Genomic DNA, 16,613 nt, shown 5'->3' on the forward strand with positions numbered 1-16,613 from the left:
GGCGTGGGAGAAGCGCAGCCTGTCAGCCAACTTGAAAACACGGAGAGTTTGTGAGCGAAACCTTACGCACAGGCGGGCGCGTCCTGGTCGATCAGCTGGTGGCCCAAGGGTGCGAACGAATCTTCACCGTGCCGGGAGAATCGTTCTTAGCGGTGCTGGATGCGCTGCACGACACGCCTGAAATCCAGACCGTCGTTTGCCGTCAGGAGGGTGGCGTCGGGTTTATGGCCTGTGCCGACGGAACCATGACGAACCGCCCCGGCGTGGCGTTCGTTACGCGCGGACCGGGGGCGACCAATGCCAGCATCGGCGTTCATGTGGCGATGCAGGATTCGCAGCCGATGATCCTGTTCATCGGCGACGTCGCGCGTGCGGAACGCCACCGGGAAGGGTTTCAAGAAGTCGATTTCACCGCCATGTTTGCGCCGCTGTGCAAATGGGCGAGCCGGATCGACGATGCCGCGCGCATCCCCGAATATGTGGCGCGGGCGTATTCGGTGGCGATGTCGGGTCGCCCGGGGCCGGTTGTCCTAGCCCTTCCCGAAGACATGTTGCGCGATGTCGTTGAGGCGGCAAATCGTCCGCGTGTTGTGCCTGTGGTCCAGCCGGTATGTTCGGGAGCGATGGGCACGTTGATGGCGTTGCTGAAGGACGCCTGCGCGCCAATCGCGATTGTCGGCGGGGCGGGCTGGGATGCCGGGGCCGCGCATTATTTCGCTGAATTCGCAGGCGCGGTCGGGTTGCCGGTGGCCACTGCGTTCCGGCGGCAGGATGCGATTGCCAACGACTGCGCGGTGTACGCAGGAAACCTGGGATACGGTCCCAACCCGAAGCTGGTCGAGCGAGTGAAGGCGGCCGATCTGATCATCGCCGTCGGGGCGCGGCTGGGAGAGGCGACGACCGATGGCTATACGCTGATTACCCCCGACCATCCGGGGCAGTTGCTGGTTCACATCCACCCCGACCCTAACGAACTGGGGCGGGTCTATCGCACCGATTTGAGCATCTGTGCGGATATGCGCGAATTTTGCGAAGGCGCGGCGCTGTGGGATCACGACATACTGGCGTTTGCCGACGGCGCGCAGGCGCATGCCGACTGGCTGGAATGGGCGACCCCTGCCCCGTTCGACACCCCGTTGGACCTGGGGCAATGCGTCGCCGCGATGCGCGATCGGCTGCCGGTGGACACGTTCATCTGCAACGGTGCGGGTAATTTTTCGGGGTGGTGGCATCGGTATTGGCGCTATGCCGGGCCGAACTGCCAACTGGCCCCGACCGCAGGTGCGATGGGCTATGGCGTCCCGGCGGCGGTAGCGGCGTGCCTGCGGCATCCCGAGCGCAAGGTGGTGGCGTTGGCGGGCGATGGCGACTTCCTGATGAACGGACAGGAACTGGCGACGGCGGTCCAATATGGCTGTGACCTGCTGGTGCTGGTGATCGACAATGGTGCTTATGGGACGATCCGGATGCACCAGGAACGTGAATATCCGGCGCGGTTGAGCGGGACGTCTTTACGAAACCCGGATTTTGCCGCTCTTGCCCGGGCATTCGGCGGTTGGGCCGAAACGGTGCAGGCCACGGCGGATTTCGCACCTGCATTGGACCGGGCAATGGCGCAAACCGGGGTGCGACTTTTGCACATGAAGACGGATGTTGAGCGGATTTCAGCAGGAACGACGATCGCGGCCTTGAGGGCGCGATCAATTGGTTAACCTTCCGTCGCCCTGAAAAACGAAAGAGGCCGTCCCGGTCGCCCGGGACGGCCCACTCGCTCAACCAACAAGCAGCTTAGATCTTGTCGTTGAACGCACCTTTGACAGCGCCGACGTCTTTTTGCAGGTCGCCCTTGGCTTCCTGCGCGTCGCCTTCTGCGATCAGTTTCTCGTTATCGGTCGCGTCGCCCAATGCGCGCTTTGCCTTGCCAGCCAGCTCGTTGGCGTGGCCTGCAACCTTGTCTGTAAATTCACCCATCGAAATTCTCCTTTGCGGGGTTCAGATGCTCCGGAGAATATAACGACAGTGGTCCAACCAGGTTCCCGGCGAAACCGACTAAATCAGCCCCGCAAGCGGCGATGACGGGTCAGCATAACGCCGTTTCCCCATGCGGCCCGCCAGATAAGCCAGCCGCCCCGCCGATGTCGCCGCCTTCATTGCCGCCGCCATCAACACCGGATCCTTCGCCTCGGCAATCGCGGTGTTCATCAGGACACCGTCGCAGCCCAATTCCATCGCCACCGCCGCATCTGAAGCCGTCCCGACCCCGGCGTCGACCAGCACCGGCACCGTCGCGCCCTCCACGATGAGGCGAATCATCACCTGGTTCTGCAAGCCAAGCCCCGACCCGATTGGCGCGCCCAACGGCATGATCGCTACCGCGCCCGCATTTTCCAACCGCTTCGCCATGATGGGGTCGTCCGAACAATAGACCATGGGCAGGAAACCATCCTTTACCAGCACCTCGGTCGCGCGCAGCGTCTCGATCATGTCGGGATACAGCGTCTTGGCCTCGCCCAGCACCTCTAGCTTGACGAGGTCCCAGCCCCCGGCCTCGCGCGCCAGTCGTAGCGTCCGGATGGCATCGTCGGCGGTAAAGCACCCGGCGGTGTTGGGAAGATAGGTGATCTTCGCGGGGTCGATGAAGTCGGTCAGCATCGGCGCGTTGCGGTCAGAGATATTGACCCGCCGTACCGCAACCGTGACGATTTCCGCGCCCGAAGCGGCGACGGCAGCGGCGTTCTGGGCATAATCCTTGTATTTTCCCGTGCCGACGATCAGCCGGGACGTGAAGGTGCGGCCCGCGACGGACCAGCGATCGGCCAGCATGTCGGTTGCCTGATGATCGCCGCCGCCGACAAAATGCACGATCTCGATTTCGTCGCCATCCTCAACCAGGACATCGGCCAGCGTCGAGCGCGGCACGATCGCGACGTTGCGCTCGACCGCGACCCTCGCAGGGTCCAGACCGAGTTCGTTGGCCAGATCGGCAAAGCTGATCCCGGAATTGACCCGCCGGTGTTCACCATTGACGCGGATACTGATCGTGCCGTCTGCGGTCATTGCCTGCCTTTGCGTGTGTTGGATGACGCGCATATAGGAGGGTGACCCTGCCCGCGAAAGGCCAACACCTTGCCGACAATATTTGTGCTGAACGGACCCAATCTGAACCTGCTCGGCACGCGCGAACCCGAAATCTACGGGTCGGACACGCTCGACGACATCGCGGACATGCTCGACAAGCGGGCGCGCGGGCTTGGAATGACGCTCGATTTTCGCCAGTCAAGCCATGAAGGGCATCTGGTCGACTGGTTGCACGAGGCTGCGGCAGAGGGGGCCAAGGCGGTCCTGCTGAACGCTGGCGCGCTGACGCACACGTCGGTTGCCCTGCACGATGCGATCAAATCGATCACAATCCCGGTGATCGAGGTTCACCTGTCGAATCCGCACACGCGGGAAACATTTCGCCATAAAAGCTTTGTCGGCATGGCGGCAAAGGGCGTTATTGCCGGGTTCGGCGCGCAATCCTATCTGCTGGCGCTGGACGCGGCGGCCAAGCTCTGACATTTGGCAAGAAAATCAACAGGGGGTCTCATGACCGATAACTCAAGCGCGATGCAGGTCGATGCCGCGCTCGTCAAACAGCTCGCCGAATTGCTCGACGACAACAAGCTTACCGAAATCGAGGTCCAGGATGGGGAACGGCGCATCCGCGTGGCGCGCACCGTGACGGTCGCGGCGCAGGCGACACCCCTTGCCGCGGCGGCTCCACCGGTCGCAGCAGCGGTCGCTCCCGAAGCGCCAGCAGGTCCCGACAATACCAATGCGATCAAGTCGCCGATGGTCGGCACGGTTTATCTGTCATCCGAACCCGGCACACGTCCGTTTGCCGCCGTTGGCGATGTTGTCAGCGAGGGCCAGACGCTCGTCATCATCGAGGCAATGAAAGTAATGAACCCGATCCTCGCCACGAAGGCGGGCAAGGTTGCGCGCGTCTGCGTCCAGAACGGCCAGCCGGTCGAATATGATCAGCCCCTGATTGTCATCGACTGATGGCAGCAATCGAAAAGCTGCTTATTGCCAATCGTGGCGAAATTGCGCTGCGTATTCACCGTGCCTGCCATGAAATGGGGATCAAGACGGTCGCGGTGCACTCCACCGCCGACAGCGATGCCATGCATGTTCGGCTGGCTGACGAGGCGATCTGCATCGGGCCGCCGTCCGCGACCGACAGCTACCTGAACGTGCCGGCGATCATCTCCGCTGCCGAAATCTCAGGCGCGGACGCAATTCACCCGGGCTACGGCTTCCTCAGCGAAAACGCGCGTTTTGCCGACATCGTCGAAGAGCATGGCATCATTTTTGTGGGGCCAAAGCCCGAACATATCCGGACGATGGGCGACAAGGTCGAGGCCAAGCGAACTGCCGGTGCACTGGGCATGCCGCTGGTTCCTGGATCCGACGGTGCCGTCACCGATCCGCTGGAAGCCCGCAGGATCGCCAGCGAAATCGGTTATCCCGTTATCGTGAAAGCCGCCAGCGGTGGTGGCGGGCGCGGCATGAAAGTTGTCACGCGCGCGGAAGACCTTGAAACGCTGATGTCGCAGGCCGGGTCCGAAGCGAAAGCGGCATTCGGTGACGCGACCGTCTATATCGAGAAATATCTCGGGAACCCGCGTCACATCGAATTCCAGGTCTTCGGCGACGGCAAGGGCAATGCGATCCATCTGGGCGAACGCGATTGTTCATTGCAGCGCCGCCATCAGAAAGTGCTGGAAGAAGCCCCCTCGCCCGTCATCACCACGGCGGAACGCATGCGGATGGGCGGCATCGTGTCGAAGGCGATGGCCGACATGGGCTATCGCGGCGCCGGAACGATCGAGTTCCTGTGGGAAGACGGTGAGTTCTACTTCATCGAGATGAATACCCGGTTGCAGGTCGAGCATCCGGTGACCGAGATGATCACCGGCGTCGACTTGGTCCGCGAACAGATTCGTATCGCTGAAGGGTTGCCCCTGTCGGTCACGCAGGACGAGATCGAATTTTCCGGCCACGCCATCGAATGCCGGATTAATGCCGAAGACCCGCGTACGTTCGCGCCGTCGCCGGGTATGGTAAAGGCCTATCACGCAGCGGGTGGCATGCACGTTCGCATGGATAGCGGCCTGTATGCGGGCTACAGGATTCCGCCTTATTACGACAGCATGATCGCCAAGCTGATCGTCTATGGCCGCACCCGGGAAGGGTGTATCATGCGGCTGCGGCGGGCTCTGGAAGAAACGGTGATCGAGGGCGTGAAAACCACGATTCCGCTGCATCAGGCGTTGTTGCAGCAGCCCGACATCCAGAACGGCGACTATTCGATCAAGTGGCTCGAGGAATGGCTGGCCAGGGAAGCCGCCAGCGAGAAATAAGCGCAAGCAACCTATCGAATACACCGGTTCCCAAAGACTGCGGGCTTACCTCAGCGGCTGATTGTTGAAGGAACCGACGTAATGAAAGCAATCATCTATCACAATCTGGCCTGCGGGACGTCGCGCAAGACCCTAGCGATCCTCGAGGAAAGGCCGGGCTTGGAGGTGGGGATCGTCGAGTATCTGCAGACGCCACTGACTCGCGAGCGACTGGCCGGGCTCTACGCACGGGCGGAGATAACGCCGCGCGAGGGGATGCGGATCATGGGGTCGCCGGCCGAGGAACTTGGTCTGACCGATCCGGGCGTGACGGACGATATGATACTGGATGCCATGATGGCGCATCCGATCCTGATCAATCGTCCGCTGGTGGAGACCGGCAAGGGTGTCCGCCTGTGCCGTCCGAAGGAAATTGTGCGCGAGATCCTATAATAGCGACATCAGTCATCCGCCCGGCGCTGAAGAGCCAGTTCGCAATTTGCCGTTTCTCGCGCTAAGGGGTGCGGATGGCGACAATCGCAGTTTACAGTCTCAAGGGTGGGGTGGGTAAGACCACGATGTCGGTTAATCTGGCGTGGTCATCGGCCATCCAGTCCGCACGGCGGACACTGGCCTGGGATCTCGACCCCCAGGCGGCCTCGAGCTGGCTGTTGGGCGGCGACAGTCACGGCAAGGATGCAGCGCACGCCGTGTTCGCCAAGGATCTTGCGCCCGAACGGCTGATCGCGGCGACCGAAATCGACCGACTAGACCTACTTCGGGCCGACACATCGTTGCGCAGCCTCGACCATTTCTTTTTCTCGCTCGGCAAGCGCAAGCGGCTAGCCAAACTGCTGGAGGGTCTCGGGAAAACTTACGACCGGATCATCCTGGACTGCCCGCCCGGCCTCACCGAAACCAGCGAACAGGTGATGCGCGCCGCCGATCTGATCCTGGTGCCCGTGATCCCATCGCCCTTGTCGCGGCGCGCGCTGGACGACGTAGTAGCCTATCTCGACCGCGAAAGTGGCGGTCATGCACCGATCCTGCCGGTATTCTCAATGGTCGATCGCAGGCGCGCGCTGCACCGCGAGGTTATCGAAGCAAACCCCAACTGGCCGGTGATCCCGATGGCGAGCGCGATCGAGCAAATGACTGTCCGCCGCGCCCCGATCGGCAGCTACGCCCCAAAATCCCCTGCGGGCGAGGCATTTGCCAGCCTGTGGACGGGCATTGAGCGTAAGCTGGCCCGCGTCCGGACGGGGTGACCCGGCGCATCCCGCCGCTCGATCCCGAGCTGCTGTTGCGCGCCTATGCGGCCGGCGTGTTCCCGATGGCCGACAGCCATGACGCCCCGTCAGTATATTGGGTCGAGCCCAAGGAACGCGCGATCCTGCCGCTCGATGATTTCCATTTGTCGCGATCGTTAAAAAAGACGCTCTTGTCCGAACGGTTCAAGACCACCGCCAACCAGGCATTTTCCGAAATCGTCGCACTTTGTGCGGAGTCGGCCGACAACAGGCCCGACACCTGGATCAATCACCAGATCGCCCATGTGGTCGATGTGCTGCACCGGGCGGGTCATGCTCATTCGATCGAAACCTGGCGCGACGGCGAACTGGTCGGCGGCCTCTACGGCATTTCGCTCGGTAACGCGTTCTTCGGCGAATCCATGGTCAGCCGCGCGACCGACGCGTCGAAGGTGGCACTGGCGCACCTGCTGGCGCGGTTACGGTGCGGCGGGTTCATGCTGCTCGACTGCCAATTCATGACCGACCATCTGCAATCGATGGGCGCGGTTGAGGTCAGCCGCGAATCCTATATGGCGTTGCTCGCCGTCGCGGTGGGCGGCGCTTCCGGTTCATCAGCGGGATTGTCGGCGGGTGCGGACTTCCGCGCCTTCGAACGCATCCCAGCGCCTGAGGGTTCGGCCGACAGCACAACGGTGTTGGGGCCGACATCGGGATGGCGCATCGTGCAGGCCTTGACCCACACGTCATAAACCGGGTGCTGGACGACGTTCAGCGACGGCGATTCCTTAAACAGCCAGCCAGAAAAGATCTTGCGCCATTTGTCGTCGGCCCCGTGAACGATCAGTTGAACAAAGGCTCCGGTCAGCTGGTCCTTTTCCCACGGCTCCGTCTGGTCGCAGGCTTTTAGCCGGACCACGGCGTCGCCGATATGCACCGCATCGCCGGGCCGCATCCGGAGGTCGCGGGACAGGCCATTGCGCTTGTTCAATATGCCGACGGTCGCGACGCGTTCGGCCATCGGTGTCGCGGCACGAACTTCGGCGGGCGATGCTTTCGGTGCGGCCTGGGGCACGACGGGCGCGGCAATGCTCAAATTGTCGGCAACGATCGGGGCTTCCCCCGCCTGCCCTTCGACCACGCCCTGAAGCGCGGAAGCGGCGGCAGCGAGACCGATCACCGCCAGCACTGCGCCGACTGCCCAGCGATTCATGCGGCGTCCGGGCTCCACGCCTCATAGTCGCCAGTTGCGGCAGCGCGCTTGCCGCCCTGCTCTAGCGCCCCGGCGGGACGATAGGCGGCAGTGGTGCCGGTCAGGTTGGGCCTAGCCTCCTTTTCCCAACGGCGTACCGGCGGCAGGCTCTCATCGGGCAAATCCACGATGCTGTGATGCAGCCAGGCGTGCCATTCGGGCGGCACCCGACTCGCATCGTTCGCACCCACATATATAACCGAGCGGCGCAGGCGGCCGTCGGGCAGCGCCTTGCCGGTGTAATACACATTCCCGAGCGCATCCTGGCCGACGCGGTTCGCGCCCCGCAGCCCCAACGACGTGCCGATGGTCGCGCCATCCCACCAGGTGAATATCTTGCCGAGCATGCCCATGCCGCACCGATTAGGCGTCGGATCGCGCCGGTGCAACGCCTAGTGCGTCCAGACGACCTTATCGTCTTCTGCGATCCCCAACTGGGCCGCGCGTCCACCCGCCAACTCCAGCACGGCGGCGATCGGCTCGCCCGATTCGATCGGGTCGAGCGAGTAAGGCACCGCGTCCGCCGCAATCCGCGCGATTGTCCCGTCGGGCCGGATGAACAGCAGGTCGAGCGACGAGACCGTGTTCTTCATCCAGAAGCTGGCGTAGCGGGGCGGTTTCATCGGAAAGATCATCCCGCCATCGGGGTCGATGTGCGGCCGGAACATCAGCCCGCGCGCCTGTTCTGCCACGGTGCTTGCGACCTCGACATTGAAACGATGCGCGCCCTTGGCCGACCGAATCGTCAACGGCACCGTGGCGGCGGCAGTCGCCGTGCCGGTCACGGCGGTCCCGGTCGTGCAGCCGGTCGTTGCCGCAAGGGCGATCATGGTCCCGACCATAAATATGCAACGCATCAAACCGGCTCCACCTCGACTGCCAAGGGCCCTTTATCGCCCGCAGCAACCCGCACGCGCAAGGGCTGATCGGGTTCGATCTCGATCAACCCCGCACGGCGCAGCGTTTCCATATGAATAAAAATGTCCCCGACAGCGCCCGGTCGGACGACGAAGCCATAGCCCTTCAGGCGGTTGAACCATTTGACGACCACCGGTTCGAAGTCACCCGCCGCCTGCAGCAGCGCATGAGGGTCGGGCCGAAGCTGGCGTTCTGCGGCCAGCGCATCGACATCGGGGCCGATTGCGGTGGACAGGTCGATTTGCAGCACCTCGGTTGCCTGGAGGCCACGGGTTCCCGAAATTGCCAGGCAAATCACGCCAGCTCCTTCGGGCAGGGTTCGGCGATCATGATCGCGCAACAGCGAAAAGTGGATCAGTACGTCGCCAACGTCGGTCGCGACAAACCCGAACCCGCGCGTCGCGTCGAACCATTTGACGACGCCCGAATAGCGTTCGCCCGATGGTCCGGCGGCGATATCGTCATCATTCAACGCAGCGAAATCGGCCGCGCTTCCCTTGTCAAACGCACTCATGCACCTCAGCCCCCCGGGGTTACCGCGACACTTAACACGACTGTCAGCGATTTCGATGGGAAATTGTCGTTCGGCCTCAACGATCTTCCCGATCAGGGACTTCCCCCGGCGCTGAATCCACAAAGCGCCGCGCCAAGGCAAAGCCGTGCCCGCCCCGAACCATTGCCGACAGCGCCTTTCGCCGGGCAGCATCGTCGGCGGCTGCGATGGCATAAGGCCCAATCCGACGGCGTCGGGCAAAGGTCTCCGCTGCCGTGAAGGCTGCGTCAGCGTCATGGTCGAACGATGCAGCCAGCTCGCGGTCGATCCCTTCGGCGGACAAGGCTTGCCCGATCCGCCGTGACCCGAAGCCGCGCCGAGTCAGCGTCCCGCTGCGCGCAGCGGCAAAGGCGGCGTCATCGACATAGCCTGCCTCCACGATCCGCGCGACTACGGCGTCCAGGGGCGGGTCGCCTTCCCCCTCCCAACCGCGCTCGCGAAGCTTGCGCTGCAAATAGGTTGCGAGCTTTGCCTGCGTTGTCGCGTACCGGCCGACATAGGCCAGCGCAAAGCGGTTCAGGGCCGCTGCATCAAGGGGCGATCGGGTCACGTTTCGCGGGCTTGGCCTCATGCGCCACGTTTGTGCCACAGTCCGGACGGATTTAGAACGCACGGTCTGCGTTTTACAAAGATGAACCCGTCGCCAATGACCACCAACACGGCGCCACGGATTGAACACGGAGTTGGATGGGTGCTGGACGAGGCTGAAGACAAGACATTGCCGGACACGCTCGTGCCAACTGCGACCATCGACGGCCGGCCGCGCCGTTTTTCGGATTTTGCAACGCTGGGCGAGGCCCTTGATCACGCAGCGGCGGGTGCCTGCGGCCTGAATTTTCACGATCCGCGTGGCAAGCTGGCGCGGCCCTACCCCTATTCCGAATTGCGCGACGACGCGCTGGCGATGGCGTATCGGCTGATCGCGCAAGGCATTGCGCCGGGTGACCGGATCGCCCTGATCGCCGAGACCGGTCCCGAATTTGCGGCCTTGTTTTTCGGGTGTGTCTATGCGGGCGCATGGCCGGTGCCGCTGCCCCTGCCGACATCGTTCGGGGGGCGCGATGCCTATGTCGATCAGCTTGCGGTCCAGATCAAAAGCTCCGATCCGGTATTGCTGTTTCACCCCCTGGAACTGGGATCGATGGCAGATGCTGCCGCCGGAATAACCCGAACGGCGGCGATCGGCTGGGAAGACTTTGCGATGCGGCCTGCTGCCAAATGTCAGCTGCCCGATGCGACCACCGATGAGATCGCCTATCTCCAGTATTCGAGCGGATCGACCCGCTTTCCCCACGGCGTCGCGGTGACTCATTCGGCATTGCTGAACAATCTTGCCGCACATTCCCACGGCATGAATCTGCAACCGGACGATCGCTGCGTGTCGTGGTTGCCCTGGTTTCACGACATGGGACTGGTTGGCTGCCTGTTGTCGCCAGTCGCCAACCAGGTTTCGGCGGACTATCTGAAGACCGAAGATTTTGCCCGCCGCCCGCTCGCCTGGCTCGACCTCATCAGCCGCAATCCCGGGACGACGCTCAGCTATTCGCCGACGTTCGGCTATGACATTTGCGCGCGGCGCATGTCGTCGCAGACCAAGGCTTCGGACCGTTTCGACCTGTCGCGCTGGCGCGTCGCTGGCAATGGTGCGGACATGATCCGGCCCGACGTGATGCAGTCGTTCGTCGATGCGTTTGCCGACGCCGGTTTCCAGGCCCGGGCGTTCCTGCCGAGCTATGGCCTTGCCGAGGCGACGCTGGCGGTATCGATCATGCCCCCCGGCGAAGGCATCGTCGTCGAACTGGTCGAGGAAACCGAGTTGTCGGGGCAAGACGTCGACAAGGGGCGCCCGCAGCGATTTCGCGCCATCGTCAATTGTGGGAAGCCGGTTCGCGATATGCGTGTCGAAATTCGCGAGGAGGACGGCACCGTCCTGCCCGAACGCGCGGTCGGCAAGCTGTGGGCGAGCGGACCGTCGATCATGACCGGCTATTACCGCGATGACGTCTCGACCGCCGCCTGCATGCATGACGGCTGGCTCGACACCGGCGACATGGGATATTTGTCTGACGGCTATGTCTATATCGTGGGCCGGGCTAAGGACATGATCATCATCAACGGCAAGAATCACTGGCCGCAGGACATCGAATGGGCGGTTGAACAGCTTCCCGGTTTCAAGTCGGGTGACATTGCTGCCTTTGCGATCACGACACCGGGAGGTGAGGAAACGCCCGCCGTGCTGGTCCAGTGCCGGACCACCGACGATGCCGAACGCACTCGCCTGCGCGACACGATCCGTGAAAAGGTCCGTTCGATTACGGGCATGAACTGCGTCATCGAACTGGTCCCGCCGCGCACACTGCCGCGCACCAGCTCGGGCAAGTTGAGCCGGGCAAAGGCGCGCAACCTGTATCTGTCGGGCGAAATCCAGCCTTACGCTTTGGCGGCATAAGCCAAATCTGTCATCACGACGCAATGCCGGGACGACGGCATTCCGGCGTGACGTTTCCTCCGGGCCGGGCACTCCAAAAATTGCCCCGCTGTGGTTTATGAACGCCTTGCTTACCGAACGCTAACTTCTCTGCGGTAGCAGAGCCCCCGTGAGCAGCACCAAACCTACATCCGCCCAACCGGTCGTTCCCGACTGGCGAACCGTCCTTGGCTTTACGGAACCCAGTGAAATCGATTGGGGTCGGGTACGGGCCGCTCAGATCAACGTCGGACGTCGGTTGGCTCCCGCCCGGCTCGTCGTCAACCTGGTTGGCGTTGCCGCGGTAGTCGTGATGCTTCGCGGCTTGGCACCATCGGCTCTACTATACGGTTGGGGCGGTCTTTGCACCGTCTTTGCGATCCTGATGGCGCACGGCCAGAGTCGCAATCGTGGCTGGCAGGTCCAGACCATCACCCGGGGCGAGTTGCACCGCGAGACCCTGTGGTCGACACTCACTGCGGTCAGCTGGGGCGCCGCGCCATTGATGTTCAGCCGCTACTGCAATTCGGCCGACTTGCTGATGATCTGGGCGCTTTGCACGACCCTGATCGCAAGTTCGGCGATTGGCCTGTCGGCGCTGCCGCTCGCGACCGGCTCCTATATCGTCGTGATGGCAGCCAGCCTGGCGCTCGCCATGTGGAGCATCGGCCTGGTCTGGGTCGCAGCCGTTGCCGCGCTTTTTGGCGGCATCATGACGCTGGCTTGCCTCGCCGCTGGGCGCACCTTCGTTGTCCATGCATCCGCTGGCCTGGCACTCGCTGAAAAGAATGAAGTCGTCAGCCTTTTGTTACGCGAATTCGACGACTCGGGGGGCGACTGGATGTGGCAGACCGATGCGTCCAAATGTCTTACCCACGTCTCACCACGCTTCGCTTTTGCGCTGGGCATGGATACCGAGATGCTCGATACCAAGCCACTGCTCCAGATTCTCGCCGGAAACGCGTGGGAGGCAGGCAATTTTTCGGCCGGCCTTCGCGAACTGGCCGAGCGACTGAAGATGCGCGAGAGTTTTTCCGACCTCATCTTGCCGGTAACGATCGGCACGGAGATTCACTGGTGGGAACTGTCTGCCTCACCGCGTTTCGACGATCGCGGGTCGTTCCTCGGCTTTCGCGGTGTTGGTTCCGACGTGACCGCACAGCGTCGTTCGGCCGACAAAATCAACCATATGGCGCGATTCGACACGTTGACCGGCCTCCCCAACCGTCTGCAGGTCACCGAGGCATTGGGCGAGGCAATGTCGGAAGCCGACCGCTGGCGCAGCAAATGCGCCTTCATGATGATCGATCTGGATCGGTTCAAGGCGATCAACGATACCCTCGGCCACCCGATTGGGGACCGCCTGCTGACCCGTGTGGCCGAACGGTTGCGCGGGCTAATGACCGACAAGGAATTGTGCGGACGGCTGGGCGGCGACGAATTCGGCGTGGTGGTGCGGGATGCCAGCGATCCTGCCCGTCTGAACCGCATTGCTCGCGAGATCATCGAAGCACTGTCGAAGCCCTACGAGGTCGACCAGCACACGCTTTACATTGGTGCCAGCGTCGGCACTGCCATCGGGCCGCGCGACGGGCGCACGGTCGAGATGCTCATCCGGTCGGCCGATCTGGCATTGTACCGGTCGAAGGACCAGGGCGGCGGTGCGCATAACGCATACGAACCACAGCTTCACGTGCATGCCGAGGAACGGCGCGTTCTTGAGATCGCACTGCGCAAGGCGTTGGAGCGCAACGAGTTCACCGTTCACTATCAGCCGGTCGTCAGCGCCGAGGGCGGCATCATCGAAAGTTTCGAGGCCCTGCTGCGCTGGAATAACCCCGATTTGGGCAACGTCAGTCCCGCGCGTTTCGTGCCCGTTGCCGAAGACGCGCGCCTGATCGGACCGATCGGTGAATGGGTGTTGCGGACCGCGTGCCAAGAGGCGATGCGCTGGCCCGACCATATCCGGATCGCCGTCAACGTATCGGCCGAGCAGCTTGGCCAGCCGGGTTTCGTGACCTCGGTGATCTCGGCCATGTCGCACAGCCGATTGCCAGCGCACCGGCTCGAGCTTGAGGTCACCGAAAGTGTCTTCATGCGGGAGGGGACCGGGGCGGTGGCCGTGCTCGACCAGTTGCTGGCACTCGGCGTCCGGCTTGCGCTCGATGATTTCGGAACCGGCTATTCGTCGCTGGGCTATCTGTCGAAGACCAAATTCAACACGATCAAGATCGACCGCAGCTTTGTCCAGGGCGCTTCCAAGAACGCGCCCGAGGCGCTTGCGATCATTCGCGCCGTGGTTGCGATGGCGGACAGTCTGGGGATGGCGACGACGGCCGAGGGCGTCGAGACCGAGCAGGAACTTGCCATCATTCGAAAGCTTGGGTGTCGGAAGATCCAGGGCTATCTGTTCGGACGCCCCATGCCCGCCCCGGAGGCCCGGCGGCTGTTCGACGTGGATCGCGCGGTCGCCTGACACGGCGAACGGCCTGATCGGCATTGCACCGGCGCGCCGCTAGGGGTAAGGGCGCGGGCCGAGCATGCAGGAGTGTAGCTCAGTTGGTAGAGCATCGGTCTCCAAAACCGAGGGCCATGGGTTCGAGTCCCCTCACTCCTGCCAGCTTTGGCCAGTTTGCTTTCTTGGCCGCAAAGGTTGCATGAATGTTTCAGCGACGCTAAGCGCGCAGCTTCGCAATTATCGGCGACTCTCCCCATCCGGACTCCCGGGGCCGGGTGGCTGTCCGGTGAAGCGAGACAAATTAAAAGGCTGAACAACGTGGCACGCGTTTCCCCAGGTGAATTCATCCGGCAGGTTCGGGCAGAAACGGCGAAAGTCGTCTGGCCGACCACACGTGAGACGATGATGACGACGCTGATGGTCGTGATCATGACCACGGTGCTTGGGCTTTTCTTCCTGGGGCTCGACAGCGGTTTTGCCGCGATCGTCAAGCAACTGCTGAAGCTGCTCGATTAAAGGATTAGAATGTCGCGCTGGTATATCATCCACGCCTATTCGGGCTTTGAGAACAAGGTTCGCGACGCGATCATGGCGGACGCGACGCGCCTCGGCCTTGAAGCGCTGGTCGAATCCGTAGAGGTCCCAACCGAGACCGTGACGGAAGTCCGGCGCGGCAAGAAGATTCAGTCGGAAAAGAAATTCTTCCCCGGCTATGTACTCGCTAAATTGAGCATGAACGACGATGTCTATCACCTGGTGAAGAACACGCCGAAGGTGACCGGCTTCCTGGGGTCGATGGGCAAGCCGCAGCCGATTTCCGAAGCCGAGGCCGCGCGCATCCTGAACACGCGGGAAGAGGCCGCAGCGGCACCGAAGACAAAGATCAAGGTCGATTACGAAATCGGCGATTCGGTCAAGGTTCTCGACGGTCCCTTCGCGAGTTTCAACGGTATCGTCGAGGAACTGGATTTCGACCGCAGCCGCGTCAAGGTTTCGGTATCGATCTTTGGCCGGGCTACCCCGGTCGAACTGGAGTTCGAGCAAGTCGAGCGCAGCAAGTAGGTAGAGCATCTCGTTTACACCGTGCGGGAGGTGGTTTTATCAACTACCGTGATTACCGCTAAACCTGAGAAAGGGTGACTAAGTGGCTAAAAAGATTACCGGATATATCAAATTACAGGTGCCCGCGGGCGCTGCAAATCCGTCTCCACCAATCGGACCCGCGCTTGGGCAGCGTGGCGTCAACATCATGGAATTCTGCAAGGCGTTTAACGCGTCGACCGGCGATGTCGAAAAGGGCATGCCGATCCCGACGGTGATCACCGTCTATGCGGATCGCAGCTTTTCGTTCGCGACCAAGACCGCGCCTGCCAGCTATCTCATTAAAAAGGCTGCCAATTTGAAGTCGGGTTCAAAGGAGCCTGGCAAGATCAGTGCCGGGTCGATCGCCCGTTCAAAGCTGACCGAGATTGCCGAGGTCAAGATGAAGGACCTGAACGCCAACGACATCGAAGCCGCGACGCGGATCATCGAAGGTTCCGCCCGCGCGATGGGCCTCGAAGTGACGGAAGGTTAAGGACATGGCAAAGCTGACCAAAAAGGCCAAGGTTCTGGCCACAATCGATCGCGTAAAGCTGCACGGCATCGATGAAGCAATCGCTTTGGCGAAGGCAAATGCGACCTCGAAGTTCGACGAAACCATCGAAGTTGCGCTTGCCCTGGGCGTCGATCCGCGTCACGCCGACCAGATGGTTCGCGGCGTCGTGACCCTGCCCAGTGGCACCGGCAAGAATGTCCGCGTCGGCGTATTTGCCCGCGGTGCCAAGGCCGATGAAGCAACGGCGGCTGGTGCCGACGTCGTCGGTGCCGAAGACCTGCTGGAAATTGTTCAGGGCGGAAAGGTCGATTTCGACCGCTGCATCGCGACCCCGGACATGATGGGCCTGGTCGGACGTCTCGGCAAGATTCTCGGGCCAAAGGGCATGATGCCGAACCCGAAACTCGGCACCGTGACGATGAACGTCGGTGAAGCCGTCAAGGCTGCCAAGGGCGGACAGGTCGAGTATCGCGTCGAAAAGGCCGGGATCATCCACTCGGGCATCGGCAAGGCCAGCTTCACCGCCGAAGACCTGCGCAAGAACTTCGATGCGCTGCTGGATGCCGTCACCAAGGCCAAGCCATCGGGTGCCAAGGGCAAATACCTGCAGAAGGTTGCGCTCAGCTCGACGATGGGCCCTGGCATCAAGATCGACGTTGCCGAAGTTACTGCCTGAAGCTTTTCGGTTTAGGTTTGAAGATTCGAGGGTCGGGGTGAAAGCCCCGGCCCTT

General features: G+C 62.3%; 19 protein-coding genes, 1 tRNA gene and 1 pseudogene. 14 read left to right on the plus strand and 7 right to left on the minus strand.

Features of this window, described 5'->3' with window-relative positions; all coding sequences use genetic code 11:
- The first annotated feature begins 50 nt into the window (after positions 1-50).
- A complete protein-coding gene (locus Q0R02_RS11090; RefSeq protein WP_293883510.1) occupies positions 51-1,712 on the plus strand; it encodes a thiamine pyrophosphate-binding protein in 1,662 nt (553 codons plus the stop codon).
- A gap of 76 nt (positions 1,713-1,788) precedes the next feature.
- Here the strand turns inward: Q0R02_RS11090 and Q0R02_RS11095 are convergent, their stop codons facing one another.
- Both Q0R02_RS11095 and thiS read right to left on the minus strand, forming a co-directional pair.
- Positions 1,789-1,971, minus strand: coding sequence for a CsbD family protein (locus Q0R02_RS11095; RefSeq protein WP_293883512.1), 183 nt, complete (start codon positions 1,969-1,971; stop codon positions 1,789-1,791).
- 78 nt (positions 1,972-2,049) lie between these two features.
- Complete coding sequence (thiS, locus tag Q0R02_RS11100; protein WP_293883513.1) at positions 2,050-3,057, minus strand: sulfur carrier protein ThiS; 1,008 nt, start codon at positions 3,055-3,057, stop codon at positions 2,050-2,052.
- Between the two features lie 69 nt (positions 3,058-3,126).
- Between thiS and aroQ the strand changes: the two genes are divergently transcribed.
- The 6 genes from aroQ (at position 3,127) to aat (ending at position 7,389) form a co-directional block, all read left to right on the plus strand.
- Positions 3,127-3,558, plus strand: coding sequence for a type II 3-dehydroquinate dehydratase (gene aroQ / locus Q0R02_RS11105; RefSeq protein ID WP_293883515.1), 432 nt, complete (start codon positions 3,127-3,129; stop codon positions 3,556-3,558).
- Positions 3,559-3,588: 30 nt separating this feature from the next.
- Complete coding sequence (gene accB / locus Q0R02_RS11110; RefSeq protein ID WP_293883517.1) at positions 3,589-4,047, plus strand: acetyl-CoA carboxylase biotin carboxyl carrier protein; 459 nt, start codon at positions 3,589-3,591, stop codon at positions 4,045-4,047.
- On the plus strand, positions 4,047-5,408 hold the full coding sequence (accC, locus tag Q0R02_RS11115) for an acetyl-CoA carboxylase biotin carboxylase subunit (protein WP_293883519.1): 1,362 nt from the start codon (positions 4,047-4,049) through the stop codon (positions 5,406-5,408). Before accB ends, accC begins: the two co-directional genes overlap by 1 nt.
- Before the next feature lie 81 nt (positions 5,409-5,489).
- Entirely contained in the window at positions 5,490-5,840 is a 351-nt protein-coding gene (gene arsC, locus Q0R02_RS11120) for an arsenate reductase (glutaredoxin) (protein ID WP_293883521.1), read from the plus strand.
- A 74-nt stretch (positions 5,841-5,914) separates the two neighbouring features.
- The gene (locus Q0R02_RS11125; protein WP_293883523.1) at positions 5,915-6,655 is read left to right on the plus strand and encodes a ParA family protein; all 741 of its coding nucleotides are present in this window, start codon (positions 5,915-5,917) and stop codon (positions 6,653-6,655) included.
- Positions 6,656-6,663: 8 nt separating this feature from the next.
- Positions 6,664-7,389 (plus strand): leucyl/phenylalanyl-tRNA--protein transferase, encoded by a 726-nt coding sequence (aat, locus tag Q0R02_RS11130; RefSeq protein ID WP_293883574.1) that lies wholly within the window; start codon positions 6,664-6,666, stop codon positions 7,387-7,389.
- A gap of 35 nt (positions 7,390-7,424) precedes the next feature.
- On the opposite strand, the pseudogene Q0R02_RS11135 reads toward aat, so the two are convergent.
- The 5 genes and pseudogenes from Q0R02_RS11135 to Q0R02_RS11155 form a co-directional block, all read right to left on the minus strand.
- A pseudogene (locus tag Q0R02_RS11135) lies at positions 7,425-7,850 on the minus strand (DUF2155 domain-containing protein); the annotation flags it as partial.
- A complete protein-coding gene (locus Q0R02_RS11140) occupies positions 7,847-8,242 on the minus strand; it encodes an NADH:ubiquinone oxidoreductase subunit NDUFA12 (RefSeq protein WP_293883576.1) in 396 nt (131 codons plus the stop codon). The pseudogene Q0R02_RS11135 and the gene Q0R02_RS11140, both read right to left, overlap by 4 nt.
- A gap of 39 nt (positions 8,243-8,281) precedes the next feature.
- Complete coding sequence (locus tag Q0R02_RS11145) at positions 8,282-8,746, minus strand: DUF192 domain-containing protein (protein WP_293883525.1); 465 nt, start codon at positions 8,744-8,746, stop codon at positions 8,282-8,284.
- A complete protein-coding gene (locus tag Q0R02_RS11150) occupies positions 8,746-9,321 on the minus strand; it encodes a cold-shock protein (protein ID WP_293883526.1) in 576 nt (191 codons plus the stop codon). Before Q0R02_RS11150 ends, Q0R02_RS11145 begins: the two co-directional genes overlap by 1 nt.
- 76 nt (positions 9,322-9,397) lie before the next feature.
- Entirely contained in the window at positions 9,398-9,931 is a 534-nt protein-coding gene (locus tag Q0R02_RS11155) for a RecX family transcriptional regulator (RefSeq protein WP_293883528.1), read from the minus strand.
- Positions 9,932-10,006: 75 nt separating this feature from the next.
- Between Q0R02_RS11155 and Q0R02_RS11160 the strand changes: the two genes are divergently transcribed.
- The 7 genes from Q0R02_RS11160 to rplA all read left to right on the plus strand — a co-directional run bounded on the left by Q0R02_RS11160 (position 10,007) and on the right by rplA (position 16,558).
- On the plus strand, positions 10,007-11,809 hold the full coding sequence (locus Q0R02_RS11160; protein WP_293883530.1) for a fatty acyl-AMP ligase: 1,803 nt from the start codon (positions 10,007-10,009) through the stop codon (positions 11,807-11,809).
- A gap of 148 nt (positions 11,810-11,957) precedes the next feature.
- Positions 11,958-14,303, plus strand: a complete 2,346-nt coding sequence (locus tag Q0R02_RS11165) for an EAL domain-containing protein (protein ID WP_293883532.1) — start codon at positions 11,958-11,960, stop codon at positions 14,301-14,303.
- A gap of 68 nt (positions 14,304-14,371) precedes the next feature.
- Positions 14,372-14,447 (plus strand) — tRNA-Trp (locus tag Q0R02_RS11170).
- Positions 14,448-14,603: 156 nt separating this feature from the next.
- Positions 14,604-14,801, plus strand: coding sequence for a preprotein translocase subunit SecE (gene secE / locus Q0R02_RS11175; protein WP_293883534.1), 198 nt, complete (start codon positions 14,604-14,606; stop codon positions 14,799-14,801).
- Between the two features lie 9 nt (positions 14,802-14,810).
- A complete protein-coding gene (gene nusG, locus Q0R02_RS11180) occupies positions 14,811-15,347 on the plus strand; it encodes a transcription termination/antitermination protein NusG (RefSeq protein WP_293883536.1) in 537 nt (178 codons plus the stop codon).
- An 82-nt stretch (positions 15,348-15,429) separates the two neighbouring features.
- A complete protein-coding gene (gene rplK, locus Q0R02_RS11185) occupies positions 15,430-15,861 on the plus strand; it encodes a 50S ribosomal protein L11 (protein ID WP_293883538.1) in 432 nt (143 codons plus the stop codon).
- A gap of 4 nt (positions 15,862-15,865) precedes the next feature.
- A complete protein-coding gene (rplA, locus tag Q0R02_RS11190) occupies positions 15,866-16,558 on the plus strand; it encodes a 50S ribosomal protein L1 (RefSeq protein WP_293883540.1) in 693 nt (230 codons plus the stop codon).
- Positions 16,559-16,613: the final 55 nt, after the last annotated feature.

Origin of the sequence: Sphingomonas sp. (genome assembly GCF_025353885.1) — a bacterium.
Lineage (GTDB): Bacteria > Pseudomonadota > Alphaproteobacteria > Sphingomonadales > Sphingomonadaceae > Sphingomonas_O.